This window comes from Mycobacterium sp. E3247 (genome assembly GCF_001667785.1).
In the GTDB taxonomy this organism is placed as follows: domain Bacteria; phylum Actinomycetota; class Actinomycetes; order Mycobacteriales; family Mycobacteriaceae; genus Mycobacterium.
In genome coordinates this window covers 1-25,963 of record NZ_LZJG01000561.1, presented here as the reverse complement: position 1 = coordinate 25,963, position 25,963 = coordinate 1, and the positions used below count along the sequence as shown (strand labels likewise).

Genomic DNA, 25,963 nt, shown 5'->3' with positions numbered 1-25,963 from the left:
GGTTCGACCCGTCGGCGGGCGGACAACGCGCCTACGACACCCCGCTGGGCATCACCAACCCGCCCATCGACGAGCTGCTGGACCGCGTGTCGAGCAAATACGCCCTGGTCATCTACGCGGCCAAGCGCGCCAGGCAGATCAACGACTACTACAACCAGCTCGGCGAGGGGATCCTCGAATACGTCGGGCCGCTGGTCGAGCCGGGGCTGCAGGAGAAGCCGCTGTCGATCGCGCTGCGCGAGATCCACGCCGACCTGCTCGAGCACACCGAGGGCGAGTAACAGGCTGGGCCGGGCGCGCTGTGGACAACCGCGATCGGGTCGCGAAAAACGTCATCGTCGGCGTCTCCGGTGGCATCGCCGCATATAAGGCGTGCACGGTCGTCCGTCAGCTCTCCGAGGCCGGTCACCGGGTGCGGGTCATCCCCACCGAATCCGCGCTGCGGTTCGTCGGGGCCGCCACGTTCGAGGCGCTGTCCGGCCAGCCGGTGCACACCGGGGTCTTCGAGAACGTCCCAGACGTGCCGCACGTCCAGCTCGGCCAGAAGGCCGACCTGGTCGTGGTGGCCCCGGCCACCGCGGATCTGCTGGCCCGCGCGGTGCACGGCCGCGCCGACGACCTGCTGACCGCGACCCTGCTCACCGCGCGCTGCCCGGTGCTCTTCGCGCCCGCGATGCACACCGAGATGTGGTTGCACCCGGCCACCGTCGACAACGTGGCCACCCTGCGGCGGCGCGGAGCCGTGGTGCTCGAACCCGCGTTCGGCCGGCTCACCGGCGCCGACAGCGGCTCGGGACGGCTGCCCGAGGCCGAGGAGATCACCACACTGGCTGAGCTGCTGCTCGAACGCCACGACGCGCTTCCCTACGACCTGGCCGGCTGCAAGGTGCTGGTGACCGCCGGCGGCACCCGCGAGCCGATCGACCCGGTCCGTTTCATCGGCAACCGCAGCTCGGGCAAGCAGGGCTATGCGGTGGCCCGCGTCGCCGCCCAGCGCGGCGCCGAGGTCACGCTGATCGCCGGGCACACCGCCGGACTGATCGATCCCGCCGGCGTCGAGGTGCTCCACGTCAGCTCCGCCGAGCAGCTCGGCGACGCGGTGGCCAAGCACGCCCCGGCGGCCGATGTGCTGGTGATGGCGGCGGCCGTCGCCGACTTCCGGCCCGCACAGGTTTCCGCCGCCAAGATCAAAAAGGGTCCGGACGACCGGGACGAGCCGCCCGTGATCGAGCTGGTGCGCAACGACGACGTGCTGGCCGGCGCCGTGCGGGCGCGCGCCCACGGCGAGCTGCCCAACATGCGGGCCATCGTCGGATTCGCCGCGGAAACCGGCGACGCCAACGGCGACGTGCTCTTCCACGCCCGCGCCAAGTTGCGCCGCAAGGGCTGCGACCTGTTGGTGGTCAACGCGGTGGGCGACGGCAGGGCGTTCGAGGTGGACAGCAACGACGGGTGGCTGCTCGCCGCCGACGGCACCGAGTCCGCGCTACAGCACGGTTCCAAGACGCTGATGGCCAGTCGTATCGTGGATGCGATCGGCGCGTTCCTGCACGGCGGCGGGTAATACGGTTCGGTTTCCCTGTGGCGCCAGGCCAGGTGCCGGCCGGCACCATGCCAGCCGATATAATTCGGTTAACTAACTATTCGGAAGGGTTGAGATTGTGAGCGAAAAGGGTCGCCTGTTTACCAGTGAGTCGGTGACTGAGGGACATCCCGACAAGATCTGTGACGCGATCAGCGACTCGGTTCTCGACGCCCTGCTGGCGCAGGACCCCCGCTCACGTGTCGCGGTGGAGACGCTGGTCACCACCGGTCAGGTGCACGTCGTCGGTGAGGTGACGACGACGGCGAAGGAGGCGTTCGCCGACATCACCAACACGGTCCGCGAGCGCATCCTCGAGATCGGCTACGACTCGTCGGACAAGGGATTCGACGGGGCGTCGTGCGGGGTGAACATCGGCATCGGCGCCCAGTCGCCCGACATCGCCCAGGGCGTCGACACCGCCTACGAGGCACGGGTCGAAGGTGAGCGGGACCCGCTGGATGCCCAGGGCGCCGGTGACCAGGGCCTGATGTTCGGCTACGCGATCGCCGACACCCCCGAACTCATGCCGCTGCCCATCGCGCTGGCCCACCGCCTGTCCCGGCGGCTGACCGAGGTGCGCAAGAACGGTGTGCTGCCGTACCTGCGCCCGGACGGCAAGACGCAGGTCACCATCGAATACGAGGACAACGTCCCCGTCCGGCTCGACACCGTGGTGATCTCCACTCAGCACGCGGCCGACATCGACCTGGAGAAGACCCTGACCCCCGACCTCCGGGAAAAGGTGGTCAACACCGTGCTCGACGATCTGGCGCACGACACGCTGGACACCTCGCAGACGCGGCTGCTCTTCAACCCGACCGGCAAGTTCGTCCTGGGCGGCCCGATGGGCGACGCGGGGCTGACCGGCCGCAAGATCATCGTCGACACCTACGGCGGATGGGCCCGCCACGGCGGCGGCGCCTTCTCCGGCAAGGATCCGTCGAAGGTGGACCGCTCGGCCGCGTACGCGATGCGCTGGGTGGCCAAGAACATCGTCGCCGCCGGTTTGGCGGAGCGGGTCGAGGTTCAGGTGGCCTACGCGATCGGCAAAGCCGCCCCCGTCGGCCTGTTCGTGGAGACGTTCGGCACCGCCACGGTCGACCCGGTCAAGATCGAGAAGATCGTCCCGGAGGTCTTCGACCTGCGGCCCGGCGCCATCATCCGCGACCTGGACCTGTTGCGCCCGATCTACGCGCAGACCGCCGCGTACGGCCACTTCGGCCGCACCGACATCGAGCTGCCGTGGGAGCAGCTCAACAAGGTCGACGACCTCAAGCGCGCCGTCTAGGGCGCGCCGGCGTTGGTGAACCGGTAGTCGTCGAGGTCGAACCGCCGGCTGCGCCAGTAGGCCTCCACCGTGGTGGTGGGGCGCAGCGGCACGTCGCCGTTCTTGTCGAAGTAGTAGCTGTTGGCCAGCCGGCAGCTGTCCTGCCAGAAGATCTGCCGGTGCCGCCGGCGCATCATCTCGGCGAAGTAGCGGTCGTTGGCTTCCTCGGTGACCTCGACGCGCGTCGCACCCTCACGCTCGGCGCGCTTCAGGCAGCGCACGATGTGGTGGGTCTGCGTCTCGATGAGCGCGAAATACGAAGAGCCGACGTAGCCGTAGGGGCCGAACACCGTGAACAGGTTGGGGAAATCGGGGACGCTGACACCCTCGTAGGCCTGCAGCCGGTGTTCGTCCCAGAACCGGCTCAGCGACTTGCCGCCGCTTCCGGTGACCGCGAACGTCGGGACGTCGTCGGGGTCCATCACTTTGAACCCGGTGGCCAGGATCAGCACGTCTACCTCGTGGTCCTCGCCGTCGGTGGTGGCCACCGCCGTGGGCGTGATCTTGTCGATCGGCTCGGTGACCAGCCGCACGTTGTCGCGGTTGAACGTGGCCAGGTACTCGTTGTGAAAGCCCGGGCGTTTGCAGCCGACGGCGTAACGCGGGGTGAGCTGGTCGCGCACCGCCGGATCGTGCACCTGTTTGCGCAGATAGGCCAGCCCGGCCGACTCCATCCGTTTGGCCAGCGGCACCACCGTGAAGTAGTGCGCGGAGATCGGGAAGGTGACTTCGACGAAGGCCTGGCTGAGTAGCCGCTGCACGACCTTGCCTCCGGGGACCCGCATCGCCCACCGGGCCGGCGCGGGCAACGCGACGTCCAGCTTGGGGAAGCACCAGATCGGGGTGCGCTGAAACACGGTGAGCCGCTTGACGATCGGTGCGATCTCGGGGATGACCTGGACGGCCGAGGCGCCGGTGCCGATGATCGCGACGCGCTTGCCGCTCAGGTCCTGGTCGTGGTCCCAGCGCGCGGTGTGCATGGTGGCGCCGCCAAAGCTGTCCACGCCGTCGATGTCTGGGAGCTTGGGGACGGTCAGGACGCCGCACGCACTGATCAGGAACCGGGCGGTGACCGTGCCCCCGGGATCGGTCTGCACCCGCCAGAGGCACTGCTCGTCGTCGAACTCGGCCGACTGCACCTTGGTGTTCAACCGGATTCGCGACCGCAGGCCGTACTTGTCGACGCAGTGTTCGGCGTACGCCTTGAGCTCGCGCCCCCGCGCGTACGTCCGCGACCAGTCCGGGCTCTGCTCGAAGGAGAACTGGTAGGAGAACGACGGGATGTCCACGGCGATACCGGGATAGGTGTTCCAGTGCCAGGTCCCGCCCACGCCGTCGCCCGCCTCGACGACGAGATAGTCGGGAAGTCCGGCGTTGTCGAGCTTGATGGCGGCGCCGATCCCGGAGAAGCCGGCGCCCACGATCAGCGTGTGGTAATCGGGTGTGCTGCTCATCGTTCGCCGCCTAGGGGTCGACTAAGGGTGTAGTGCCTTCTTCAGCGCGGCCAGTCCGCGGTCGGTGGCGTCGCCGGCCGCGGGTATGACCATGGCGAAGCTGGCGTAGCCGTGCACCAGGTCCGGCTCGTTGCTCAGCTCGGCCGGCACACCGGCGGCATCCAGCAGCTCGGCGTAGCGGGCCCCGTCGTCGCGCAGCGGATCGTGTTCGGCGGTCGCGATGTAGGCGGGCGGCAACCCGGACAAGTCCGTCGCGTTCGCCGGGGCAAGCGTGACGGGCAGTGCCGTCGGGTCGCTGAGGTCGATGTCCGGCAGGTACCAGGACAGGAAGGCGTCGATCACGTCGCGGTCCAGGATCGGCGCGTTGGCGTTCTCGGTGAACGACGGCAGCGACAGGTCGGCGGTGACGACCGGGTACCACAGCAGCTGGAAACTCAGCGCGGGGCCGGCGTTCTCGCTGGCCAGGTGCGTCATCACGGCGGCCAGGTTGCCGCCGGCCGAGTCGCCGGCGACGGCGATACGGTCCGGGTCGCCGCCCAGCTCGGCCGCGTGCGCGGCCACCCACTGCAACGCCGCCCAGGCGTCGTCGACCGCGGCCGGGAACGGATGCTCGGGGGCCAGCCGGTAGTCCACCGACACCACGATCGCCTCGGCGCCGACGGCGTGCGCGCGGGCGAGGGGGTCGTGGGTGTCCACGCCGCCCAGGCAGAACCCGCCGCCGTGGTAGAAGACGACGACGGGCAGCGCCTCCTGCGGCTCCAGGGGCGGCCAGTAGATGCGCACGGGGATGTCGGCGAGCTCGCCGTGGCCGATCGTGCGGTCCTCGATCCGCAGGTCGGGAAGCATTTCGGTCGGTACCTTGAGCAGCCGCAGCCGCTTTCGGGCGACCTCCACCCCGTCGGCGGCGCTGAAGGTCATCGGGAAGGCGTCGAGCAGCGCCTTGAACGCCGGATCGATGCCCGGGCGGGCGAAGGTGGGCTCCGTCATGGATTCACCGTACGCTCCGGATTCACCCGCGCAGCCCGGTCCGCAGGGCCGCCAGCCCGCGTTCCATCGCGGCGGTGGCCGCCGGCACCACACCGCCGTAACCGAGGTAGCCGTGCACCAGCGTCTCGGCGTTGTGCACTTCGACGGCCCCTCCGGCGGCGGCCAGCAGCTCGCCGTAGCGGATGCCGTCGTCGCGCAGCGGGTCGTAGCCGGCGACGGCGATGTAGGCCGGAGGCAGGTTCGACAGGTCATCGGCCCGGCCGGGCGCCATACCGGGTGGCGGGGCCGACAAGTCGACGTCGCCCGCGTACCAACGCGAGAACTCGGCGACGGCCTTGACGTCGAGGATCGGCGCGCCGGCATTCTCGGTGAAGGACGGCAGCGTGGCGTCCCACATGGTCGACGGGTACCACAACAGCTGGAACGCGATCGGCGGCGCGCCGCTGTCCCGCGCCCGCTGTGCGACCACGGCGCTGATGGTCCCGCCGGCCGAATCCCCGGCCACGGCCATCCGATTCGGGTCACCGCCCAGCTCGGCGGCGCGCTCCGCGGCCCAAAGCGTTGCGGCCCAAGCGTCTTCGACGGCGGCGGGATAGGTGTGCTCGGGCGCCAACCGGTAGTCGACCGACACCACGATCGCGTCGGCGCCGACCGCGTGCTGGCGCGCGGTGCCGTCGTAGCTGTCCAGGTCGCCCACGACGAAGCCGCCGCCGTGAAAATAGAGCACGACCGGCGCCGCGGCGTCTTGCGAATGGCTTGGCGGCCAATAGATCCGGACGCCGATCGATCCCGCCGGGCCGGGCACGGCCCGGTCCTCGACGCGCAGCTCGGGGTGCAACGCCCGGCGCGGCAGGTCGCGGAACCGCTGCCTGGCGGCGTCGACACCGTCGTCGGTGGATAGCCGGAAGGGAACCGCATCCAGTACCTTCTGCAGGATGGGGTCGATCGCGGGCTTATCGTCGGCTGTGTTGTCCAAGCTTGGCATGGACGTACCGTACGCACCTCGCCTGGTGGTCGGCGGCTGGGTGGTGGCCGGCTGGGCGGCCCTCGGCTACGGCGTCTACCTGACGGTGCTGGCGCTGGGCTCGCCGCCGGGGACCGAGCTGACCGGGCACTGGGCGCTGCAGCCGCTGTTCAAGGCGTCGATGGCGTTGTTGCTGACCGCTGCGGCGGCGGGCCACGCGATCGTCCGCGAGCGGCGGTGGTTGATGCCGGCGCTGCTGCTGTCGGCCGTCGGCGACTGGGCGCTGGCGGTCCCGTGGTGGACGCAGTCCTTCGTGGTGGGCCTGGCCGCATTCCTGTTGGCGCACTTGTGTTTCCTGGGGGCGCTCCTGCCGTTGGCGGCGCGGCGCCCGTCGAAGCCGCGCATCGCCGCCGTGGTCGCCATGTGCGTGGCCACCGTCGCGCTGCTGGCGTGGTTCTGGCCGCACCTGAACAAGCTGGCGCTTCCGGTGACGGCCTACATCGTGGTGCTGACCGCGATGGTGTGTGCCGCCCTGGTGGCGCGGTTGCCGACGATCTGGACGGCGGTGGGGGCGGTGTGTTTCGCGGCCTCCGACTCCCTGATCGCCGTCGGCCGCTTCATCCTGGGCAACGAGGCGCTGGCCGTGCCGATCTGGTGGTCCTACGCCGCGGCGCTGATCCTGATGACGGCCGGGTTCTTCTTCGGCCGTGAGGCATCGGCCGACGCCGGCTCCCCGGGGTCGACCGAAAGCTGACCGCTTCCGAACCGGACGGTAAAGCCATTGAACGACATAGTATTTCGATACCAGCGGGCGCCTTGACCGTCGGCGCGCCCACGCCCGTTCAGGTCGAACCCATCGCCCGGGTGCTGCCGATGCTCTCGGTGCCGCACCTGGACCGCGAGTTCGACTACCTGGTGTCGGCCGAGCAGTCCGACGACGCCCAGCCGGGCGTGCGGGTGCGGGTGCGGTTTCACGGCCGGCTGGTCGACGCGTTCGTGCTGGAGCGCCGCAATGACACCGACCACCACGGCAAGCTCGGCTGGCTGGACCGTGTCGTGTCGCCCGAACCGGTACTGACCCCCGAGATCCGCCGATTGGTCGACGCGGTGGCGGCGCGCTACGCGGGCACCCGGCCGGACGTGCTGCGCCTGGCCGTGCCGGCCCGGCACGCGCGGGTGGAGCGGGAACCGGCGACCGCACACCGGCTGCCGGTACCCGCGCCCGTCGACCCGGCGGCGTGGGAGTCCTACGGCCGGGGCGCGCAGTTCCTGGACGCCCTGGCGGAATCGCGGGCCGCGCGGGCCGTCTGGCAGGTGCTGCCGGGGGAGTCGTGGGCGGACCGATTCGCCGAGGCCGCCGCGCAGACCATCCGCGCCGGGCGTGCGGTGCTGGCGATCGTGCCCGACCAGCGCGATCTGGACACGCTGTGGCGGGCCGCGACCGGGCGGATCGACGAGAACGGCGTGGTGGCGCTGTCTGCCGGGCTGGGTCCGGCCGCGCGTTACCGGCGGTGGCTGGCGGCGCTGCGCGGTCAGGCCCGGCTGGTGATCGGCACGCGCAGCGCGGTTTTCGCGCCACTGAGCGACCTGGGCCTCGTCATGGTGTGGGCCGACGCCGACGACAGCCTCTCGGAGCCGCGGGCGCCGTACCCGCACGCGCGCGAGGTGGCGATGCTGCGCGCGCATCAGGCGCGGTGTGCGGCGCTGATCGGGGGCTATGCGCGTACCGCTGAGGCGCAGGCGCTGGTGCGCAGCGGGTGGGCGCACGACATCGTTGCGGCCCGGGCGGTGGTGCGCGCCCGCACGCCGCGGGTGGCCGCCCTCGACGACACGGGCTACGCGGACGAGCGCGACCCGGCCGCGCGTACGGCGCGCATCCCGTCCATCGCGCTGCGCGCCGCGCGCTCGTCGCTGCAGGCGGGGGCGCCGGTGCTGGTGCAGGTGCCGCGGCGCGGGTATGTCCCGTCGCTGGCCTGCGCGCGCTGCCGGGCCATCGCCCGGTGCCGGCACTGCACCGGGCCGCTGTCGTTGCAGGAGGGCGGCCCCGCACTGGTCTGCCGGTGGTGCGGGCGCATCGACCCGACGCGTCGCTGCGCGCGCTGCGGGTCCGACGCGGTGCGCGCCGTCGTCGTCGGGGCCCGCCGCACCGCCGAGGAACTCGGGCGCGCCTTCCCCGGCACCACCGTGGTCACCTCGTCGGGAGAGGGCGTCGTGCCGGAGGTCGCCGCCGCCCCGGCGCTGGTGGTGGCGACACCGGGGGCGGAACCCACCGCGGCGGGCGGCTACGGGGCCGCGCTGCTGCTCGATACCTGGGCGCTGCTAGGCCGGCAGGACCTGCGCGCCGCCGAGGACGCGCTGTGGCGCTGGATGAGCGCCGCGGCGCTGGTGCGTGCCCGCGGCGACGGCGGGGTGGTGCTCGCGGTCGCCGAATCGTCCATTCCCACAGTGCAATCGCTGATCCGCTGGGATCCGGTCGGTCACGCCGAGGCGGACCTGGCGGCTCGAACCGAAGTAGGTCTGCCCCCGAGCGTGCACATGGCGGCCCTGGACGGCGCCGCCGAGGCGGTCGCGGCGCTGCTCGAGGAGGCCGGGCTGCCCGAGGGGGCCGACGTGCTGGGGCCGGTCGATTTGCCGGCGGGCGTGCGCCGCCCGCCGGGGACGCCGGCCGGCGTGCCGGTGACCAGGATGCTGGTGCGCGCCCGCCGCGACCAGGGGCTGGCGTTGGCCGCGGCGCTGCGCCGCGGTGTGAGCGTGCTGTCCGCCCGTCAGGCCCACGAGCCGGTCCGGGTGCAGATCGATCCCCTGCACATCGGGTGACCTCGCCAAATCCTGACCCAGGGGATAGTATGCGTCGGAAATAGTTCCTGACTACTTCATTAACGGTTGTTACACTTCCTGTTCTTTAGCCGCCGACAGGCCGGAGAGGATCCGGAGAAGGGCCGACATGGCAGCGGACAACGCGACGACGGCGGACGAGTCGCTGGACGTGATCACCGACGCTTTGCTGACGGCTTCCCGCTTGCTGGTTGCCATTTCGGCGCGCTCGATCGGGCAGGTGGACGAGACGATCACCATCTCGCAGTTCCGGACGCTGGTGATCCTGTCCAACCGGGGTCCGGTCAACCTGGCCACGCTGGCCGGTCTGCTGGGGGTGCAACCGTCCGCCACCGGACGGATGGTCGATCGCCTGGTTGCGGCCGGGCTGATCGACCGCCTCCCGCACCCGACATCGCGGCGCGAGCTGTTGGCCGCGCTGACCAAGCGGGGGCGGGAGGTCGTCCGTCAGGTGACCGCGTACCGGCGGGCCGAAATCGCGACCATCGTGGAGCAGATGCCACCGGCGGAGCGCCACGGCCTGGTGCGTGCCCTGACCGCGTTCACCGCCGCCGGCGGTGAGCCGGACGTGCACCTCGACGCCGACATCGATCTTTAGCGGACCTCTAGCGGACTTTTTAGCGGACCTCTAGCGCTTCTCGGCGGTGACCAGCAGGTACTCCCAGCTCATCGCGCCGTTGTCGAGGTGTTGCTCCGCAAGCTCGACCAGTTGGGCGTCCAGCTCGGCGGCCAGCACCCGGTTGTGGCCGACGTTCGCGTAGGCCTCGATCGTCGGGCCGTAGTGGTTCTTGAAGTAGGTGTGCACCGCGTCGGCGCTGTCGAAGCGGTCGACTTCCAACATTCCCCGCACCGCGGTCATCCGGCCGACCCGCTCGCCGAGCAGTCCGGTGACGTAGCCCTCACGTCCCCACAGCGCGGCGGGCGGCACGGCCTGCGACAGGCTGGGCCGGTAGGGCCGGATGGTGGCGAGCATCCGGCCGAAAAACCCGTCCGGGGTCCAGCTGATCACGCCGATCGTCCCGCCCGGCCGGCAGACCCGGACCAGTTCGTCGGCGGCCCGCTGCTGGTCCGGCGCGAACTGCACCCCGATCGCGGAGATGACGACGTCGAACTCGCCGTCGCCGAAGGGCAGCGCGTGCGCGTTGGCTTCCCGGTAGTCGATCGTCAGGCCACGTGCCGCGGCCCGGGCCTGCGACCGCTGCAACAGTTCGGGGGTCAGGTCACTGGAAACGACGGCGGCGCCCGTCGCGGCGGCCGGCAGCGAGATGTTGCCCGAGCCGGCCGCGACGTCGAGCACCCGCACGCCCGGTCCGATGCCGGCGGCCCTGACCAGGACCGGGCCCAGCGGGGCCATCACTTCCTCGGCCATCAGGGCGTAGTCGCCGAGCGCCCATACCGCGCGGTGCGGGGCGGCGTCGCTGATCGTCGTGTCGAGAGTCATCGGACCTCCTGGAGATAAGGAAAGGGCTGCCCGGTCGACCTCGTTGTCGCTAGCGCGGCAGAGCGGCCACCCGGCGAGACGATGACCTCTAGCAACAGTATGCATTAGAAATAATAAACGTGCGCAAGTTACGGTCGGACGGGGTTGGTGTCTTCCTAGACTGGGCCGGTGCGTCTCGTCTTCGCCGGTACCCCCGAACCCGCGCTGCCCGCGCTGCGTCGCCTCGTCGACTCGCCCCGCCATGAGGTGATCGCCGTGTTGACGCGGCCCGACGCCGCCGTCGGCCGGCACGGCAAGCCGCAGCCGTCGCCGGTGGCGCGTGAAGCGCTCGACCGCGGCATCCCGGTGCTGCGGCCGGCGCGACCGAACTCGCAAGAATTCGTCGCTGAGCTCTCGGAGCTGGCACCGGACTGCTGCGCGGTCGTGGCCTACGGCGCGTTGCTGCGCGACGCCCTGCTCGCGGTGCCGCCGCACGGCTGGATCAACCTGCACTTCTCGCTGCTGCCCGCCTGGCGCGGGGCGGCGCCGGTGCAGGCCGCGATCGCGGCCGGGGACACCATCACCGGGGCGACGACGTTTCGGATCGAGCCCAGCCTGGACTCCGGGCCGATCTACGGTGTCGTCACCGAGACGATCCGGCCCACCGACACCGCCGGCGAATTGCTTGAGCGACTGGCCGTTTCGGGTGCGGCCCTGCTGTCGACCACGCTGGACGGGATCGCCGACCAGACGTTGACGCCCCGCCCGCAACCCGCCGACGGCGTCAGCGTCGCACCGAAAATCACCGTCGAGCAGGCCCGGGTGCGCTGGGACCTGCCGGCGCTGGTGGTGGAGCGACGGATCCGCTCGGTCACGCCGAACCCGGGCGCCTGGACGCAGATCGGCGACCTGCGCCTCAAGCTCGGCCCGGTGCAGATCGACGCGGATGCCCCGGAATCCTTGGCGCCCGGCGCTATCCACGTCGGTCGCAAGGACGTCTGGGTCGGGACGGGCTCGCAGGCCGTCCGGCTGGGCCAAATCCAGCCGCCCGGAAAGAAACTCATGAACGCCGTCGACTGGGCCCGCGGCGCGCGACTCGACTCCGCGGCGCGGGCGACATGACGCCGGCCCGACCGCCGGACCGCGGACGCGGCAAGCGGCGCCGACCGCTCGACCCCGCGCGCGCCGCGGCGTTCGAGGTGCTGCGGGCGGTCAGCGAGCGCGACGCATACGCGAACCTGGCCCTGCCCGCCCTGCTGCGCGAACGCGGGATCACCGGCCGCGACGCCGCGTTCGCCACCGAGTTGACCTATGGCACGTGCCGCATCCGGGGCCTGCTGGACGCGGTCATCGGCGCCGCCGCGGGTCGCTCGCCGGACACGATCGACCCGGTGCTGCTCGACCTGCTGCGGCTCGGCACCTACCAGCTGTTGCGCACGCGGGTGGACACCTACGCCGCGGTGTCCACCACGGTCGAGCAGGCCGGAATCGAATTCGACTCGGCCCGAGCGGGTTTCGTCAACGGCGTGCTGCGTGCCATCGCCGCCCGAGACGAGAAGTCCTGGGTCGAAGAGCTGGCGCCCGACCGGTCGCGGGACCCGGTGGGGCACGCCGCCTTCGTCCACGCGCATCCACGCTGGGTCGCGCAGGCCTTCGCCGACGCGCTGGGGTCCGCCGCGGGCGAGCTCGACGCGGTGCTGGCCAGCGACGACGAACGGCCGCAGGTGCACCTGGCGGCCCGCCCCGGGGTGCTGACCGCCGCGGAGCTGGCCGATGCCGTCGGCGGCACCGTCGGCAGGTATTCGCCCTACGCGGTCTACCTGCCGGGCGGCGATCCCGGGCGGCTGGCGCCGGTGCGAGACGGCGCCGCGCTGGTCCAGGACGAGGGCAGCCAGCTGGTGGCCCGCGCGCTCACGCTGGCACCGGTCGAGGAAGACGCCGGGCGCTGGCTGGATCTGTGCGCCGGCCCGGGCGGCAAGACCGCGCTGCTGGCTGCGATCGGCGCCGGTGCGGGGGCCCGCGTCACGGCGGTGGAGCCGGCCCCGCGCCGCGCCGACCTGGTGGCCGAGAACACCCGGGGGCTTGCCGTCGAGGTGCTGCGGGTCGACGGCCGGCAGACCGGACTCGAGCCGACGTTCGACCGGGTGCTGGTCGACGCGCCCTGCACCGGCCTGGGGGCGTTGCGGCGCCGACCCGAGGCGCGGTGGCGTCGTCAGCCTTCCGACGTGCCGGTGCTTGCCAAGCTGCAGCGCGAGCTGCTGGGCGCCGCGATCGCGCTGACCCGGCCCGGCGGTGTGGTGTTGTACGCGACGTGTTCTCCGCACCTGGCCGAAACCGTCGGCGTGGTCGCCGACGCGTTGCGCCGGCACCCGGTGCGCGCGTTGGACACCCGGCCGCTGTTCGAGCCCGTCACCGGCTTGGGGGACGGGCCGTATGTCCAGTTGTGGCCGCATCGCCACGGCACCGACGCCATGTTCGCCGCCGCGCTGCGCCGCGGATAGTGTGGCGCACATGCCTGACAACACCGGTAGGCCGCTGATCGCGCCGTCCATCCTGTCCGCTGACTTCGCGCGGCTGGCCGACCTCGCGGCGGCGGTGCGTGGCGCCGACTGGTTGCACGTGGACGTGATGGACAACCATTTCGTGCCCAACCTGACCATCGGCCTGCCCGTGGTCGAGAGCCTACTGGCGGCCTCCTCCATCCCGATGGACTGCCATCTGATGATCGAGGACCCGGACCGTTGGGCGCCGCCCTACGCCGAGGCGGGCGCCTACAACGTCACCTTCCACGCCGAGGCCACCGACAACCCGGTCGGGGTGGCGCGCGACATTCGCGCCGCGGGCGCCAAGGCGGGCATCAGCGTCAAGCCGGGGACACCGCTGGAGCCGTATCTGGAAATCCTGCCGCAGTTCGACACCCTGCTCATCATGTCGGTCGAGCCGGGGTTCGGCGGCCAGAGCTTCATCCCCGAGGTGCTGAGCAAGGTCCGCGCCGTGCGCAAGCTGATCGAAGCGGGGGAGCTGACGATCCTGGTCGAGATCGACGGCGGCATCAACGACGACACCATCGAGCAGGCCGCCGAGGCCGGCGTCGACTGCTTCGTCGCCGGGTCGGCCGTGTATGGGGCCCAGGACCCGGAGGCCGCCGGCGCGGCGCTGCGCAGGCAGGCGGCCGCCGCGTCACCGCACCTGCGATGAATCAGGCCGTCGACGGCCTCGACGCGGCCATGCGGCTGGCGATCGAGCAGTCCGACCAGGTCAAGGGCACCACCTATCCGAACCCACCGGTCGGCGCCGTCATCCTGGACGCGGACGGGGTGGTCGTCGGCGTCGGCGGGACCGAACCGGCCGGCGGCGACCATGCCGAGGTGCTGGCGTTGCGGCGGGCCGGCCGACTGGCGGTCGGCGGGACCGCGGTGGTCACGCTGGAGCCCTGCAATCATTACGGCAAGACCCCGCCGTGCGTGAACGCCCTGCTGGACGCGGAAGTGGGCGCGGTGGTTTACGGCGTCGCCGACCCGAACCCGACCGCCGCCGGTGGCGCGGCGAGGTTGACCGAGGCGGGCGTGCAGGTGACGGCCGGGGTGCTGGCCGACGAAGTGGCCGGTGGGCCGTTGCGGGAATGGCTGCACAAGCAGCGGTCCGGGTTGCCGCACGTGACCTGGAAATACGCCAGTAGCGTCGATGGCCGCAGCGCGGCCGCCGACGGCACCAGCCAGTGGATTTCCAGCGAGGCCTCCCGGCTGGACCTGCATCGCCGCCGGGGGGCGGCCGACGCGATCGTGGTCGGCACCGGCACCGTGCTGGCCGACGATCCGGCGTTGACCGCCCGGTTGCCCGATGGCTCGCTGGCCGACCGGCAGCCGCTGCGCGTGGTGGTGGGCATGCGTGAAATACCGCCGGAGGCAAAGGTTCTCAACGACGATTCGCGGACCATGGTGATTCGCACGCACGATCCCATGGAGGTGATCAGGGCGCTTTCCGATCGCACCGATGTCCTGCTGGAGGGCGGTCCCACCCTCGCGGGCGCCTTCCTGCGGGCGGGGGCGGTCAATCGCATCCTGGTTTATGTCGCGCCGATGCTGCTGGGCGGTCCCGTCTCCGCGGTCGACGACGTCGGGGTGCCCACGATCGCGCGGGCGTTGCGCTGGCAGTTCGACGGGATCGACCGCGTCGGGCCGGATTTGCTGCTCAGCCTGGTGCCGCGCGCTGAGTAGGAGCCGTTAGCGCTGGTGTTCCCCGAGCGCGACGGTCTGCGGCTCGGGAATCTCCGGTTCCTCGGCGTGCTCCTTGCGGCCGCCGATCAGCAGGCCGAGCAGCGCTCCCACGATGCAGATGACCACGGTGGCGCTGAAGATGTCGCCGTACATCATGGCGAACGCCTTGAGGTACATCGTGCCCTGGGCGGCGATCCGCTCCAGCAACGAGGCGTTGGGGGGTATCGCGGCCGTCAATCCGGCCACGATCTGGTTGAACCGGTACAGGCCCCACGCGCTCAGCGCGGCCACGCCGATCAACATGCCCGTCATCCGGGCCACCACCACCGCGGCCGAGGCGATGCCGTGCTGCGCCGCGGGAACCACCCGCAGCGCCGCGGAGGTCAGCGGCCCGATCACCAGGCCGAGGCCGACACCGGCCACCAGAAGGTCGGCGTGCAACACGGGGACGCTGAACGCCCCGAAGATGTCGTGCTTCTGGCTCAGCACGTCTTGGCGCCAGTAGTGGATCAGCCAGTAGCCGTAGGCCGCGATCAGCAGCCCGATGAAGGTCATCACCCGGTCGCCCACCCGGGTGGCGATCCAGCCGCCGAGCACCGCCCCGATCGGCAGGGCGATCAGGAACCACAGCAGCAGCCCGGCGGCCTGCGTCTGGTCCATCTGCAGCACCCCCTGGCCGAACAGCTCGACGTCCACCAGGGTCACCATCAGCGCCGCCCCCGCGGCCAGCGACGCCCCCAGCGCGGCCAGGAACGGGCGGAAGTGCACTCCCGCCGGCTCGATCAGCCGGGTGCGCGAGAACCGTTCCCACAGCAGGAACAGCACGGCGACCACGACGGCCCCGATCACCAGCGGCGCCCCGTAGCTCGGCAGGATCTGTTTGCCGTCGGGCTGGGGGTTGTACAAGCCGATCACGGCGAGGCCCAGGGCGACCGCGAGCAGCACGCCACCGACCAGGTCCACCCGCTCGGGCTCCTCCACCCGCTCGTGCGACGGCAGGCTGAACTGGATCATCACCATCGCGATCAGGGTCAGCGGGACGTTGATCCAGAAGACGTAGCGCCAATCGTGGAACAGGTACACGATGAAGATCCCGTACAGCGGGCCCAGCACGCTGCCGAGCTCCTGTGCGGCGCCGATGCCGCCCAGCACGCCGGCGCGGTTGCGCTGCGCCCACAAGTCGGCGCCCAGGGCCAGCGTGACCGGCAGCAGCGCGCCGCTGGCCACACCCTGGATGGTGCGGCCGCCGATCAAAAGGTGGAAGTCGCCCCAGTGCCCGGCCAGTGCGGTCACCACCGAGCCCACCATGAACAGGGTCAGGCTGACCTGCAGCACCAGCTTGCGACCGAACCGGTCGGAGGCCCGTCCCAGCAGCGGCATCGCCGCGATGTAGCCCAGCAGGTACATCGTGATGATCCAGGTGATGCGCTGCAGCTGGTTGATCGGGATGTGAACGTCGCTCATGATGTCGCGCATGATCGTCACGACGACGTAGGCGTCCAGGGCGCCCAACAGCACCGCCAGACTGCCGGCGCTGATCGCGACGCGGCGCCCGGTCTGCGAACTCATGAACTCACCGGGGGCTTGGTCACCTGCACCTGCTCGCCCCAGTTGGACAGCGTGACCTGGATGGAATTGCCCGAACTCTTCTGCATGTTGGCCTGAACCAGCTGGTGGTCACCGGTCTCCTGGATCCACACCGTGCTCGGCACCGGCTGCGTCGCGTTGAACTGCGGCATGATCTTGTTCACCGCGTCCGCCGACACGTTGCCGCTGACGCGAATGGTGCTCTGGCCGTTGATGGTTTCGCGGCCCTCGGCCTTGGCGTTGGTGAAGTTCGCCAGCGCGTTGGCCAGGCCGGTGTCCGGGTTGAGCAGCACCGACACGTCGTAGATGTCGGATGCCTTGCCGAAGTCGCTCCACTTGTTCGGCGTCAGCGTGGCGTACAGGGTGCCGTCGACGACCACGAAGTTGGCGTCGATGTCGGAGCCGCCGAGGGTGATCGTGGCGTTGCCCGACGCGGCGGTGGCCGGCGCCGTGGTGAGGTCACCGGTAAGCGTTTTGATCGGCAGCCCCTGGATCTTGCCCTGAATGCTGAGCACGAGGTGCACGCTCTTCACATTCTTGGTGGCGTCGGCCGACTGCTTGACCAGGGTCGTGGCGTCGGGCAGCGGGGCGCCGCTCTGCTTCGAGCCCGACGAGCAGCCGGCGATCAAGGCGGTGGCGAGGGTCAGGGATGCGAGGACGGCCGATAGACGGCGGCGGGTCTGCATATCTTGCATCGTAGAGGGTGCCGGTGACCGGCTTGGGAGACGCGGGGCCGAGGTGTCGCGCCGGCGCCGAGCCTTCGGCCTGCTCACCAGCGCGGCGGCGGGTCTCCGGCGGCCGATTAACCTGATGACATGTTCACCGGAATTGTCGAGGAACTCGGAGAGGTGACGGCTCGCGACATGCTGGCCGACGCCGCGCGGCTGACCATCCGCGGACCCGTCGTCACCTCCGACGCCGGGCACGGCGACTCGATCGCCGTCAACGGCGTCTGCCTGACCGTCGCCGAGCTGCTGCCCGACGGGCAGTTCACCGCCGACGTGATGGCCGAGACCCTCAACCGCTCCAACCTGGGCGCGCTGCAGGTCGGCAGCCCGGTCAACCTGGAGCGCGCGGCGGCCGTCAACAGCCGCCTGGGCGGGCACATCGTGCAGGGGCACGTGGACGGGACCGGGCAGGTGGTGGCCCGGACGCCGTCCGAGCACTGGGAAGTGGTGCGGATCGAGATCCCCGCGGGTGTGGCCCGCTACGTCGTCGAGAAGGGGTCGATCACGGTCGACGGGATCTCGTTGACGGTCTCCGGGCTCGCCAGCGAACCGGGGGACTGGTTCGAGGTCTCGCTGATCCCCACCACCCGCGAGCTGACCACCTTGGGACGCGCCCCGATCGGAACGCAGGTGAACCTCGAGGTCGACGTCATCGCGAAATACGTCGAACGGTTGCTCACCGCGCGCTAGCTGGTGCGCGTCGGGGGCCGTGCCGAACGCGTTAGCAGGGCTCGCCCGGCGGCGTCCAATACGGCTCGCCGGACGGGGTGTAGCACGGCGGCGGTGCGTCGGGTGGCGGGGCCGTCATCGCATCGGCCGGAAGAACCCAGTTACCCCAGCGCCCGGGATCGGTGCACCCGCCGACGCTCACATGCCGGCCGCCGACGTCGGCGCACGCGTCGGCCGTCGCCGGTTGCGGGGAGGCGATGCCCGCTGCGAGTCCGCCCGCGAACATCAAGGTCACGGCCGGTACCGCCAGTCTCACTGTGATTTTCATCCGCTCAGCGTAGATTGCTGGCACTCGATCGGGGGTCGTTTCGCCGCGCCGGTCCTCCGAACCGCCTATTGCTGCGGGGGCACCGGGAGCCGGGGCGCCGGTGGCGCGTCGGTCAGCACGAAATGCAGCGGCAATAAGGCGGCCCGGGCGGTGGTTCATACTGAATGCAACACTTGGGCTCTTCCTGCGGACCCCTGAGACAGCAAGGTAGCGACGATGACGAGGTTGGACTCCGTCGAGAGGGCGGTTGCCGACATTGCGGCCGGTAAGGCCGTCGTCGTCATCGACGACGAGGACCGCGAGAACGAGGGCGACCTGATCTTCGCCGCCGAAAAGGCGACGCCGGAGCTGGTGGCGTTCATGGTCCGCTACACCTCGGGGTACCTGTGCGTGCCGCTGGACGGCGCGATCTGCGACCGGCTGGGCCTGCTGCCCATGTACGCGGTGAACCAGGACAAGCACGGAACCGCCTACACCGTCACCGTCGACGCGAGAAACGGTGTGGGTACCGGGATCTCGGCCTCCGATCGGGCCACCACCATGCGCCTGCTGGCCGATCCGGCCAGCGTCGCCAACGATTTCACCCGCCCCGGCCACGTGGTTCCGTTGCGCGCCAAGGACGGTGGCGTGCTGCGCCGCCCCGGCCACACCGAGGCCGCGGTCGACCTGGCGCGGATGGCGGGGCTGCAGCCGGCGGGCGCGATCTGCGAGATCGTCAGCCAAAAGGACGAAGGCGCGATGGCGCAGACCGACGAGCTGCGGGTCTTCGCCGACGAGCACGACCTCGCGCTGATCACCATCGCCGACCTGATCGAGTGGCGACGCAAGCACGAGAAGCACATCGAGCGGATCGCCGAGGCCCGCATACCCACCCGGCACGGCGAGTTTCGCGCGATCGGCTACGCCAGCATCTATGAGGATGTCGAACACGTTGCGCTGGTTCGCGGCGAGATCGCCGGGCCGAACGCCGACGGCGACGACGTGTTGGTCCGCGTGCACTCCGAGTGCCTGACCGGTGACGTGTTCGGTTCTCGCCGTTGCGATTGCGGCCCCCAACTGGACGCGGCGATGGCGATGGTGGCGCGGGAGGGGCGCGGCATCGTGCTGTATATGCGCGGCCACGAGGGCCGCGGCATCGGCCTGATGCACAAATTGCAGGCCTACCAGCTGCAGGACGCCGGCGAGGACACCGTCGACGCCAACCTCAAGCTCGGATTGCCCGCGGACGCGCGGGATTACGGAATCGGTGCGCAGATACTGGTCGACCTCGGGGTTCGCTCGATGCGGCTGTTGACCAACAACCCGGCCAAGCGGGTGGGGCTGGACGGCTACGGCCTGCACATCATCGAGCGGGTGCCGCTGCCGGTGCGCGCCAACGCGGAGAACATCCGTTACCTGATGACCAAGCGCGACAAGATGGGCCACGACCTGGCGGGGTTGGACGACTTCCACGAATCCGTCCATCTGCCGGGCGAATTCGGCGGTGCTTTGTGAGTCCCGCCGCGGGTGTGCCGGAGTTTCCACCCCTGGACGCATCCGGCCTGCGGCTGGCCCTCGTCGCGAGTACCTGGCACACCGAGATCTGCGATGCCCTACTGGCCGGTGCGCGCAAGGTGGCGTCCGAGTCCGGTATCGACAACCCCACGGTGGTTCGGGTGATCGGCGCGATCGAGATTCCCGTGGTGGCCCAGGAACTGACCCGCAACCACGACGCCGTGGTCGCCCTCGGAGTGGTGATCCGTGGGCAGACACCGCATTTCGATTACGTCTGCGATGCGGTGACGCAGGGACTGACCCGGGTCTCGCTGGATTCGTCGACGCCGGTGGCCAATGGGGTGCTGACCACCGACACCGAGCAGCAGGCGCTGGACCGCGCCGGCCTTCCCGAATCGGCCGAGGACAAGGGCGCCCAGGCGACCGGCGCGGCGCTGCAAACCGCGCTGACGCTGCGCGACCTGCGCTCCCGGTCGTGACCGACCGACAGGACTGGGACGTCGAGTTGCGGCCCCATCGCACGCCGATATTCGTTTACGCTGCGGCCGTCGTCATCGTGGCGGTGCACATCGCGATCGGCTTCCTGCTCAAGGTCGGCTCCACCGGCGTGGTGTTCCACACCAGCGACCAGGTGGCGATGGTGTTGCTCGGGGTGGTTCTCGCCGGCGTGATCCTGCTGTTCGCCCGGCCGCGGCTCCGGGTCGGGGCGGCCGGGATATCGGTGCGTAACCTGTTGGGCGACAAGCTCATCGAATGGCCGGATGTCGCCGGTGTCTCGTTTCCGGCGGGTAACCGCTGGGCGCGCATCGACCTGCCCGACGACGAGTACATCCCCGTGATGGCGATCCAGGCCGTCGACAAGGAGCGCGCGGTCAGCGCGATGGATACCGTGCGGTCATTGCTGGCGCGGTACCGGCCCGACCTGCACACCCACTGAATAGGCTACTGAAGGGCTATCCGCGCAGGCACGGATAGCCCTTCAGGTGGACGGGTCAGAAGTTCTTGCAGTCGGTCATCATCTGCTGGAAGATCGGCAAAGCCTGCTGCGCGCCCTGGTTGTGCTCGATGGCGTGGAGCAGGTTCACGCGCTGATCCGGCGACGACGCCAGGTACTGCTGCAGGAACTGCTGGTTCGGCGGCGACTGGTCGAGGTACTGAGCGGCCATCGGGTTTTCCGCGTGCACCGCCCGCATCGCCTGGTCATAACTGCACGTCGTGTTGATCATCGGGCCGTAATCGGGGGCAGCGGATGCGACCCCGGCCGCGGCGGTCGACGCCAATGCCAGACCGCCGACCCCCATCGCGAGTCTGGTCAACGAGCGCTTGAACATCTGTGGACTCCCTCCATTGATTACCACCCACTGTAACGTCCAGCTACACCCTTGGTAACCGGAACGGGAGCCCTCCAAACTGTCCTCACCAACGGTGAATTGCCGTAACCCCAGGTCGCCGCCGTTAATTTCGCCGATGGCTGACTACCGAGGCCCGCCCTACCATCGAACGCACGTTTGAAAATGCGTGCCGATCGCGGGTGGCCCGGCGGCGCTCGGCGCGATCCAACCACCCGATCCCGACAACCCGCGGCCCTCGTCGCGGCTACTAGCCTGGATGGGTGCCAGATCCCGCCACGTATCGCCCCGCGCCCGGGTCCATCCCGGTCGAGCCGGGCGTGTACCGGTTCCGGGATACGCACGGTCGGGTCATCTACGTCGGCAAGGCCAAGAGCCTGCGCAGCCGGCTGACGTCCTACTTCGCCGACGTCGCCGGCCTGCACCCGCGTACCCGGCAGATGGTGACCACCGCCGCCAAGGTGGAGTGGACGGTGGTCAACACCGAAGTCGAGGCGCTGCAACTCGAATACAACTGGATCAAGGAGTTCGACCCGCGATTCAACGTTCGTTACCGCGACGACAAGACCTACCCGGTGCTGGCCGTGACGCTCAACGAAGAGTTTCCCCGGCTGATGGTCTATCGCGGTCCGCGCCGCAAAGGCGTCCGCTATTTCGGGCCCTACTCCCACGCGTGGGCGATCCGGGAAACGCTGGACCTGCTCACCCGGGTCTTTCCGGCCCGCACCTGTTCGGCCGGTGTGTTCAAGCGGCACAAGCAGATCGACCGTCCCTGCCTGCTCGGCTACATCGACAAGTGCTCGGCGCCCTGCGTGGGCCGGGTCAGTGCCGAGCAGCACCGCCAGATCGTCGACGACTTCTGCGACTTTTTGTCCGGCAAGACCGACCGTTACGCCCGCGAGCTGGAACAGCGGATGCACGCCGCGTCCGACGAACTCGACTTCGAGCGGGCCGCGCGCCTTCGCGACGACCTGGGTGCGCTCAAGCGCGCCATGGAGAAACAGGCCGTGGTGCTCGGCGACGGCACCGACGCCGACGTGGTCGCCTTCGCCGACGACGAGCTGGAGGCGGCGGTGCAGGTGTTCCATGTTCGCGGCGGCCGCGTCCGCGGTCAGCGCGGCTGGATCGTCGAAAAGTCGGCGGAAGCAGGCGATTCCGGCGAAGAACAGTTGGTCGAGCAGTTCCTGACGCAGTTCTACGGCGAGCAGGCCGAGCTGGGCTTCCCAACCGAGCAAGCCGCCGACGAGGCCGCCAACCCGGTGCCGCGCGAGGTGCTGGTGCCGTGCCTGCCGTCCAACTCCGAGGAACTGGCCAGCTGGCTGTCCGGCCTGCGCGGTTCGCGGGTCGCGCTGCGGGTGCCGCGCCGCGGGGACAAGCGAGCCTTGGCCGAAACCGTGCAACGCAACGCCAAAGAGGCGCTGCAGCAGCACAAGCTGAAGCGAGCCGGCGACTTCAACGCCAGATCGGCTGCGCTGCAGAACATTCAGGACGCCCTCGGGCTGGCCGATGCGCCGCTGCGCATCGAATGCGTGGACATCAGCCACGTGCAGGGCACCGACGTGGTGGGCTCGCTGGTCGTGTTCGAGGACGGCCTGCCGCGCAAGTCGGACTACCGCCACTTCGGCATCCGCGAAGCCGCCGGGCAGGGCCGCTCCGACGACGTCGCCTCGATCGTCGAGGTGACCCGGCGCCGGTTCGCGCGGCACCTGAGCGAACAGAACGACCCGAATATGCTTTCGGCCGAAGGGAAATCGCGCCGGTTCGCCTATCCGCCCAACCTCTACGTCGTCGACGGTGGCGCGCCGCAGGTCAACGCGGCCAGCGCCGTGCTCGAGGACCTGGGCATCACCGACGTCGCGGTGATCGGCCTGGCCAAGCGGCTGGAAGAGATATGGGTGCCGTCGGAGCCGGATCCGGTCATCATGCCCCGCAACAGTGAGGGGCTCTATCTGCTGCAACGGATTCGTGACGAGGCGCACCGGTTCGCCATCACCTACCATCGCAGCAAGCGATCCAAGCGAATGACCGCCTCGGCGCTCGATTCGGTGCCAGGATTGGGGGAGCATCGCCGCAAGGCGCTGGTAACCCACTTCGGATCGATAGCCCGCCTCAAGGAGGCCACCGTCGACCAGATCACGGCCGTTCCCGGCATCGGTGTGGCCACCGCCACCGCCGTCCTGGAGGCGTTGCGACCTGAAATGCTGCGGCCCGAGCGGCCCGGAGAAGGCGAATGACGGGTGAGCTGGCGGAGGGCCGCCCGACGGACGCCCGTTCAGACGGTGGGGCCGGGATCGACGTCGTCCTGGTGACCGGATTGTCGGGCGCCGGGCGGGGTACCGCGGCCAAGGTGCTCGAAGACCTCGGCTGGTACGTGGCCGACAACCTGCCGCCCCAGCTGATCACCCGGATGGTGGATTTCGGCATGGACGCCGGGTCGCGCATCACCCGGCTGGCGGTGGTGATGGACGTGCGGTCACGCGGCTTCACCGGCGACCTCGATGAGGTGCGCACCGAGTTGGCCACCCGCAACATCAGGCCCCGGGTGGTGTTCATGGAGGCATCCGACGACATGCTGGTGCGCCGCTACGAACAGAACCGCCGCAGCCATCCACTGCAGGGCGACCAAACCCTGGCCGAGGGCATCGCCGCCGAACGCCGGATGCTGGCGCCGGTGCGCGCCACCGCCGACCTGATCATCGACACGTCGACGCTGTCCGTGCGGGGCTTGCGGGAGAGCATCGAGCGCGCGTTCGGTGGCGACGTCAGCACGTCGATCAGCGTCACCGTCGAGTCGTTCGGCTTCAAGTACGGCCTGCCGATGGACGCAGACATGGTGATGGACGTGCGGTTCCTGCCCAACCCGCACTGGGTCGACGAGCTGCGCCCGCTCACCGGACAGGATCCGGCCGTCAGCGAATACGTGCTGAGCCAGCCCGGCGCCGCGGACTTCCTCGACGCCTACCATCGGTTGCTGTCTTTGGTCGTCGACGGCTACCGCCGGGAGGGTAAGCGCTACATGACGGTCGCCATCGGCTGCACCGGCGGTAAGCATCGCAGCGTCGCGATCGCCGAGGCGCTGATGGGACTGCTCAAGGGCAACCCGCAACTGTCGGTGCGGGCGCTGCACCGGGATCTGGGTCGCGAATGAGCGCCCCGATGAATCAGGGCATCGTCGCGCTGGGCGGGGGGCACGGCCTGTACGCGACGCTGTCGGCGGCGCGCCGGTTGACCCCCCATGTCACCGCCGTGGTGACCGTCGCCGACGACGGGGGTTCGTCCGGCCGGCTGCGCAGCGAACTGAACGTGGTGCCGCCGGGTGATCTGCGAATGGCGTTGGCGGCCTTGGCGTCCGACAGCCCGCACGGGCGATTGTGGGCGACCATCCTGCAGCACCGGTTCGGTGGCAACGGCGCGCTGGCCGGACATCCGATCGGCAACCTGATGCTCGCCGGGCTGTCCGAGGTGCTGGCCGATCCGGTTGCCGCGCTCGACGAGCTCGGCAGGATTCTCGGCGTCAAGGGCCGCGTGCTGCCGATGTGCCCGATCGCGCTGCAGATCGAGGCGGACGTGTCCGGCCTGGAGACCGATCCGCGGATGTTTCGGTTGATCCGCGGCCAGGTGGCGGTCGCCACCACGCCGGGCAAGGTGCGGCGGGTCCGGCTGCTGCCGTCCGACCCTCCGGCGACCCGGCAGGCCGTCGACGCCATCATGGCCGCCGACCTGGTGGTGCTGGGTCCCGGCTCGTGGTTCACCAGCGTGATCCCGCACGTGCTGGTACCCGGGCTGGCGGCGGCGCTGCGGGCCACCACCGCCCGTCGTGCCCTGGTGCTCAATCTCGTGGCCGAGCCGGGGGAGACGGCCGGCTTCTCCGTGGAGCGGCATCTGCACGTGTTGGCCCAGCATGCACCGGGTTTCACCGTGCACGACATCATCATCGATGCCGAGCGGGTTCCCGGGGAGCGGGAGCGGGAGCACCTGCGCCGCACGGCGACGCTGCTTTCGGCCGAGGTCCACTTCGTCGACGTGGCTCGACCTGGTACACCTTTACATGACCCAGGCAAGCTCGCGGCGGCCCTGGACGGGGTCCGGGCGGCCCGCAAGGGTCCGGCAGCGCCCCCGATCACGGCCACCGCGGATATTCGGGTCGACGGTGCAAGCCCACAGCCCGGGGGCAATGGACCGGCCGGCAGCGGACCAAGGGGTGACGACGCGTGGCGATGACGACCGAAGTCAAGGACGAGCTCAGCCGCCTGGTCGTGAAGTCGGTGAGCGCGCGTCGCGCGGAAGTGACGTCCCTGCTGAGGTTCGCCGGCGGGCTGCACATCGTCGGCGGCCGGGTGGTGGTGGAGGCCGAGGTGGACCTCGGAAACGTCGCCCGGCGGCTGCGCAAGGACATCTTCGAGCTCTATGGGTACAACGCGGTGGTGCATGTGTTGTCCGCCAGCGGGATTCGCAAGACCACCCGCTACGTGCTGCGGGTGGCCAACGACGGCGAGGCGCTGGCACGCCAGACCGGCCTGCTCGACAACCGCGGCCGCCCGGTGCGGGGCTTGCCGGCCCAGGTGGTGGGTGGCAGCATCGCCGACGCCGAAGCCGCGTGGCGCGGAGCCTTCCTGGCGCACGGGTCGCTGACCGAGCCGGGGCGGTCGTCGGCGCTGGAGGTCAGCTGCCCCGGCCCCGAGGCCGCGCTGGCGTTGGTGGGCGCGGCGCGCCGGCTCGGGGTCAGCGCGAAGGCCCGCGAGGTGCGTGGCGCCGACCGGGTGGTGGTGCGCGACGGCGAGGCCATCGGCGCGCTGCTGACCCGGATGGGCGCGCAGGACACCCGGGCGGCCGCCGCGACGGCGGCCCTGGCCGAGCGGCGCAGGTTGGCGTCGTCGAAGTTGGCGAGCCGGTTGGCCGTCGCCCGCACCTCGCGACGCATCCGGCGCTCCTCCCAGATGAGCCGGGTGTCCTGCGCGCCCATCCGGGTCAGCAGCGCGCCGATGGCCTCGCCGTCGCGCACCACCACCCGGTCGGCGC

Annotated in this window: 25 protein-coding genes and 2 pseudogenes; 18 read left to right on the top strand and 9 right to left on the bottom strand. The window is 70.4% G+C overall.

Features of this window, described 5'->3' with window-relative positions; all coding sequences use genetic code 11:
• The 3 genes from rpoZ to metK all read left to right on the top strand — a co-directional run.
• A partial coding sequence (rpoZ, locus tag A9X04_RS28975) for a DNA-directed RNA polymerase subunit omega (RefSeq protein WP_067928512.1) occupies nt 1-281 on the top strand: 281 nt, incomplete at its 5' end.
• A 20-nt stretch (nt 282-301) separates the two neighbouring features.
• Entirely contained in the window at nt 302-1,564 is a 1,263-nt protein-coding gene (coaBC, locus tag A9X04_RS28970) for a bifunctional phosphopantothenoylcysteine decarboxylase/phosphopantothenate--cysteine ligase CoaBC (protein WP_067928509.1), read from the top strand.
• 97 nt (nt 1,565-1,661) lie between these two features.
• Entirely contained in the window at nt 1,662-2,873 is a 1,212-nt protein-coding gene (gene metK, locus A9X04_RS28965) for a methionine adenosyltransferase (protein WP_067928504.1), read from the top strand.
• Here the strand turns inward: metK and A9X04_RS28960 are convergent.
• The 3 genes from A9X04_RS28960 to A9X04_RS28950 are packed head-to-tail and all read right to left on the bottom strand — an operon-like array spanning nt 2,870 to nt 6,338.
• On the bottom strand, nt 2,870-4,366 hold the full coding sequence (locus A9X04_RS28960; RefSeq protein ID WP_067928500.1) for an NAD(P)/FAD-dependent oxidoreductase: 1,497 nt from the start codon (nt 4,364-4,366) through the stop codon (nt 2,870-2,872). The two genes, metK and A9X04_RS28960, sit on opposite strands and share 4 nt — an antisense overlap.
• Before the next feature lie 21 nt (nt 4,367-4,387).
• Entirely contained in the window at nt 4,388-5,353 is a 966-nt protein-coding gene (locus A9X04_RS28955) for an alpha/beta hydrolase (protein ID WP_067928498.1), read from the bottom strand.
• A gap of 22 nt (nt 5,354-5,375) precedes the next feature.
• Nucleotides 5,376-6,338, bottom strand: coding sequence for an alpha/beta hydrolase (locus tag A9X04_RS28950; RefSeq protein ID WP_067928496.1), 963 nt, complete (start codon nt 6,336-6,338; stop codon nt 5,376-5,378).
• Here A9X04_RS28950 and A9X04_RS28945 point away from each other — a divergent pair.
• The 3 genes from A9X04_RS28945 to A9X04_RS28935 all read left to right on the top strand — a co-directional run bounded on the left by A9X04_RS28945 (nt 6,337) and on the right by A9X04_RS28935 (nt 9,750).
• A complete protein-coding gene (locus A9X04_RS28945) occupies nt 6,337-7,071 on the top strand; it encodes a lysoplasmalogenase (RefSeq protein WP_067928493.1) in 735 nt (244 codons plus the stop codon). The two genes, A9X04_RS28950 and A9X04_RS28945, sit on opposite strands and share 2 nt — an antisense overlap.
• 119 nt (nt 7,072-7,190) lie before the next feature.
• The gene (locus A9X04_RS28940; protein WP_067928514.1) at nt 7,191-9,134 is read left to right on the top strand and encodes a primosomal protein N'; all 1,944 of its coding nucleotides are present in this window, start codon (nt 7,191-7,193) and stop codon (nt 9,132-9,134) included.
• Nucleotides 9,135-9,261: 127 nt separating this feature from the next.
• The gene (locus tag A9X04_RS28935) at nt 9,262-9,750 is read left to right on the top strand and encodes a MarR family winged helix-turn-helix transcriptional regulator (protein ID WP_067928491.1); all 489 of its coding nucleotides are present in this window, start codon (nt 9,262-9,264) and stop codon (nt 9,748-9,750) included.
• 30 nt (nt 9,751-9,780) lie between these two features.
• On the opposite strand, the gene A9X04_RS28930 is transcribed toward A9X04_RS28935, so the two are convergent.
• A complete protein-coding gene (locus A9X04_RS28930) occupies nt 9,781-10,593 on the bottom strand; it encodes a class I SAM-dependent methyltransferase (RefSeq protein ID WP_067928489.1) in 813 nt (270 codons plus the stop codon).
• A gap of 168 nt (nt 10,594-10,761) precedes the next feature.
• Here A9X04_RS28930 and fmt point away from each other — a divergent pair, with 168 nt between their 5' ends.
• From fmt to ribD, 4 genes are read left to right on the top strand one after another with little or no spacing between them, the layout of a single operon-like run.
• Entirely contained in the window at nt 10,762-11,694 is a 933-nt protein-coding gene (gene fmt, locus A9X04_RS28925) for a methionyl-tRNA formyltransferase (RefSeq protein WP_067928487.1), read from the top strand.
• Nucleotides 11,691-13,073 (top strand): RsmB/NOP family class I SAM-dependent RNA methyltransferase, encoded by a 1,383-nt coding sequence (locus A9X04_RS28920; RefSeq protein WP_067928485.1) that lies wholly within the window; start codon nt 11,691-11,693, stop codon nt 13,071-13,073. Before fmt ends, A9X04_RS28920 begins: the two co-directional genes overlap by 4 nt.
• 10 nt (nt 13,074-13,083) lie before the next feature.
• On the top strand, nt 13,084-13,770 hold the full coding sequence (gene rpe / locus A9X04_RS28915) for a ribulose-phosphate 3-epimerase (protein WP_082975312.1): 687 nt from the start codon (nt 13,084-13,086) through the stop codon (nt 13,768-13,770).
• Nucleotides 13,767-14,789, top strand: a complete 1,023-nt coding sequence (ribD, locus tag A9X04_RS28910) for a bifunctional diaminohydroxyphosphoribosylaminopyrimidine deaminase/5-amino-6-(5-phosphoribosylamino)uracil reductase RibD (protein ID WP_067928480.1) — start codon at nt 13,767-13,769, stop codon at nt 14,787-14,789. The genes rpe and ribD overlap by 4 nt, the downstream gene beginning before the upstream one ends.
• A 6-nt stretch (nt 14,790-14,795) precedes the next feature.
• Here the strand turns inward: ribD and A9X04_RS28905 are convergent, their stop codons facing one another.
• Both A9X04_RS28905 and A9X04_RS28900 read right to left on the bottom strand, forming a co-directional pair.
• Complete coding sequence (locus A9X04_RS28905) at nt 14,796-16,358, bottom strand: MFS transporter (protein ID WP_067928477.1); 1,563 nt, start codon at nt 16,356-16,358, stop codon at nt 14,796-14,798.
• Nucleotides 16,355-17,062, bottom strand: coding sequence for an LppX_LprAFG lipoprotein (locus A9X04_RS28900; protein WP_067928474.1), 708 nt, complete (start codon nt 17,060-17,062; stop codon nt 16,355-16,357). Before A9X04_RS28900 ends, A9X04_RS28905 begins: the two co-directional genes overlap by 4 nt.
• Before the next feature lie 129 nt (nt 17,063-17,191).
• Here A9X04_RS28900 and A9X04_RS28895 point away from each other — a divergent pair, with 129 nt between their 5' ends.
• Nucleotides 17,192-17,794, top strand: a complete 603-nt coding sequence (locus A9X04_RS28895) for a riboflavin synthase (RefSeq protein ID WP_067928472.1) — start codon at nt 17,192-17,194, stop codon at nt 17,792-17,794.
• A gap of 31 nt (nt 17,795-17,825) precedes the next feature.
• Here the strand turns inward: A9X04_RS28895 and A9X04_RS28890 are convergent, their stop codons facing one another.
• Nucleotides 17,826-18,101: a hypothetical protein gene (locus A9X04_RS28890; RefSeq protein ID WP_067928469.1), complete on the bottom strand. Its 276-nt coding sequence runs from the start codon at nt 18,099-18,101 to the stop codon at nt 17,826-17,828.
• A gap of 216 nt (nt 18,102-18,317) precedes the next feature.
• Between A9X04_RS28890 and A9X04_RS28885 the strand changes: the two genes are divergently transcribed.
• Genes A9X04_RS28885 through A9X04_RS28875 form a run of 3 tightly spaced genes read left to right on the top strand, consistent with a single transcriptional unit; the run spans nt 18,318 to nt 20,532 of the window.
• Nucleotides 18,318-19,595 (top strand): bifunctional 3,4-dihydroxy-2-butanone-4-phosphate synthase/GTP cyclohydrolase II, encoded by a 1,278-nt coding sequence (locus A9X04_RS28885; RefSeq protein WP_067928467.1) that lies wholly within the window; start codon nt 18,318-18,320, stop codon nt 19,593-19,595.
• Nucleotides 19,592-20,074: a 6,7-dimethyl-8-ribityllumazine synthase gene (gene ribH, locus A9X04_RS28880; RefSeq protein ID WP_067928465.1), complete on the top strand. Its 483-nt coding sequence runs from the start codon at nt 19,592-19,594 to the stop codon at nt 20,072-20,074. The genes A9X04_RS28885 and ribH overlap by 4 nt, the downstream gene beginning before the upstream one ends.
• Nucleotides 20,071-20,532: a PH domain-containing protein gene (locus tag A9X04_RS28875; RefSeq protein WP_067928462.1), complete on the top strand. Its 462-nt coding sequence runs from the start codon at nt 20,071-20,073 to the stop codon at nt 20,530-20,532. Before ribH ends, A9X04_RS28875 begins: the two co-directional genes overlap by 4 nt.
• Before the next feature lie 55 nt (nt 20,533-20,587).
• On the opposite strand, the gene A9X04_RS28870 is transcribed toward A9X04_RS28875, so the two are convergent.
• Nucleotides 20,588-20,926, bottom strand: coding sequence for a hemophore-related protein (locus tag A9X04_RS28870; RefSeq protein ID WP_067928460.1), 339 nt, complete (start codon nt 20,924-20,926; stop codon nt 20,588-20,590).
• A gap of 281 nt (nt 20,927-21,207) precedes the next feature.
• Here A9X04_RS28870 and uvrC point away from each other — a divergent pair, with 281 nt between their 5' ends.
• The 4 genes and pseudogenes from uvrC to whiA all read left to right on the top strand — a co-directional run.
• Entirely contained in the window at nt 21,208-23,178 is a 1,971-nt protein-coding gene (gene uvrC, locus A9X04_RS28865) for an excinuclease ABC subunit UvrC (RefSeq protein ID WP_067928459.1), read from the top strand.
• Complete coding sequence (gene rapZ / locus A9X04_RS28860) at nt 23,175-24,092, top strand: RNase adapter RapZ (RefSeq protein ID WP_067928457.1); 918 nt, start codon at nt 23,175-23,177, stop codon at nt 24,090-24,092. Before uvrC ends, rapZ begins: the two co-directional genes overlap by 4 nt.
• A gap of 8 nt (nt 24,093-24,100) precedes the next feature.
• A complete protein-coding gene (yvcK, locus tag A9X04_RS28855) occupies nt 24,101-25,165 on the top strand; it encodes a uridine diphosphate-N-acetylglucosamine-binding protein YvcK (RefSeq protein ID WP_102419858.1) in 1,065 nt (354 codons plus the stop codon).
• A pseudogene (gene whiA / locus A9X04_RS28850) lies at nt 25,162-25,833 on the top strand (DNA-binding protein WhiA); the annotation flags it as partial. The gene yvcK and the pseudogene whiA, both read left to right, overlap by 4 nt.
• On the opposite strand, the pseudogene A9X04_RS31835 reads toward whiA, so the two are convergent.
• Nucleotides 25,815-25,907: pseudogene (locus tag A9X04_RS31835) on the bottom strand (hypothetical protein); the annotation flags it as partial. The pseudogenes whiA and A9X04_RS31835 overlap by 19 nt on opposite strands.
• Between the last annotated feature and the right edge of the window lie 56 nt (nt 25,908-25,963).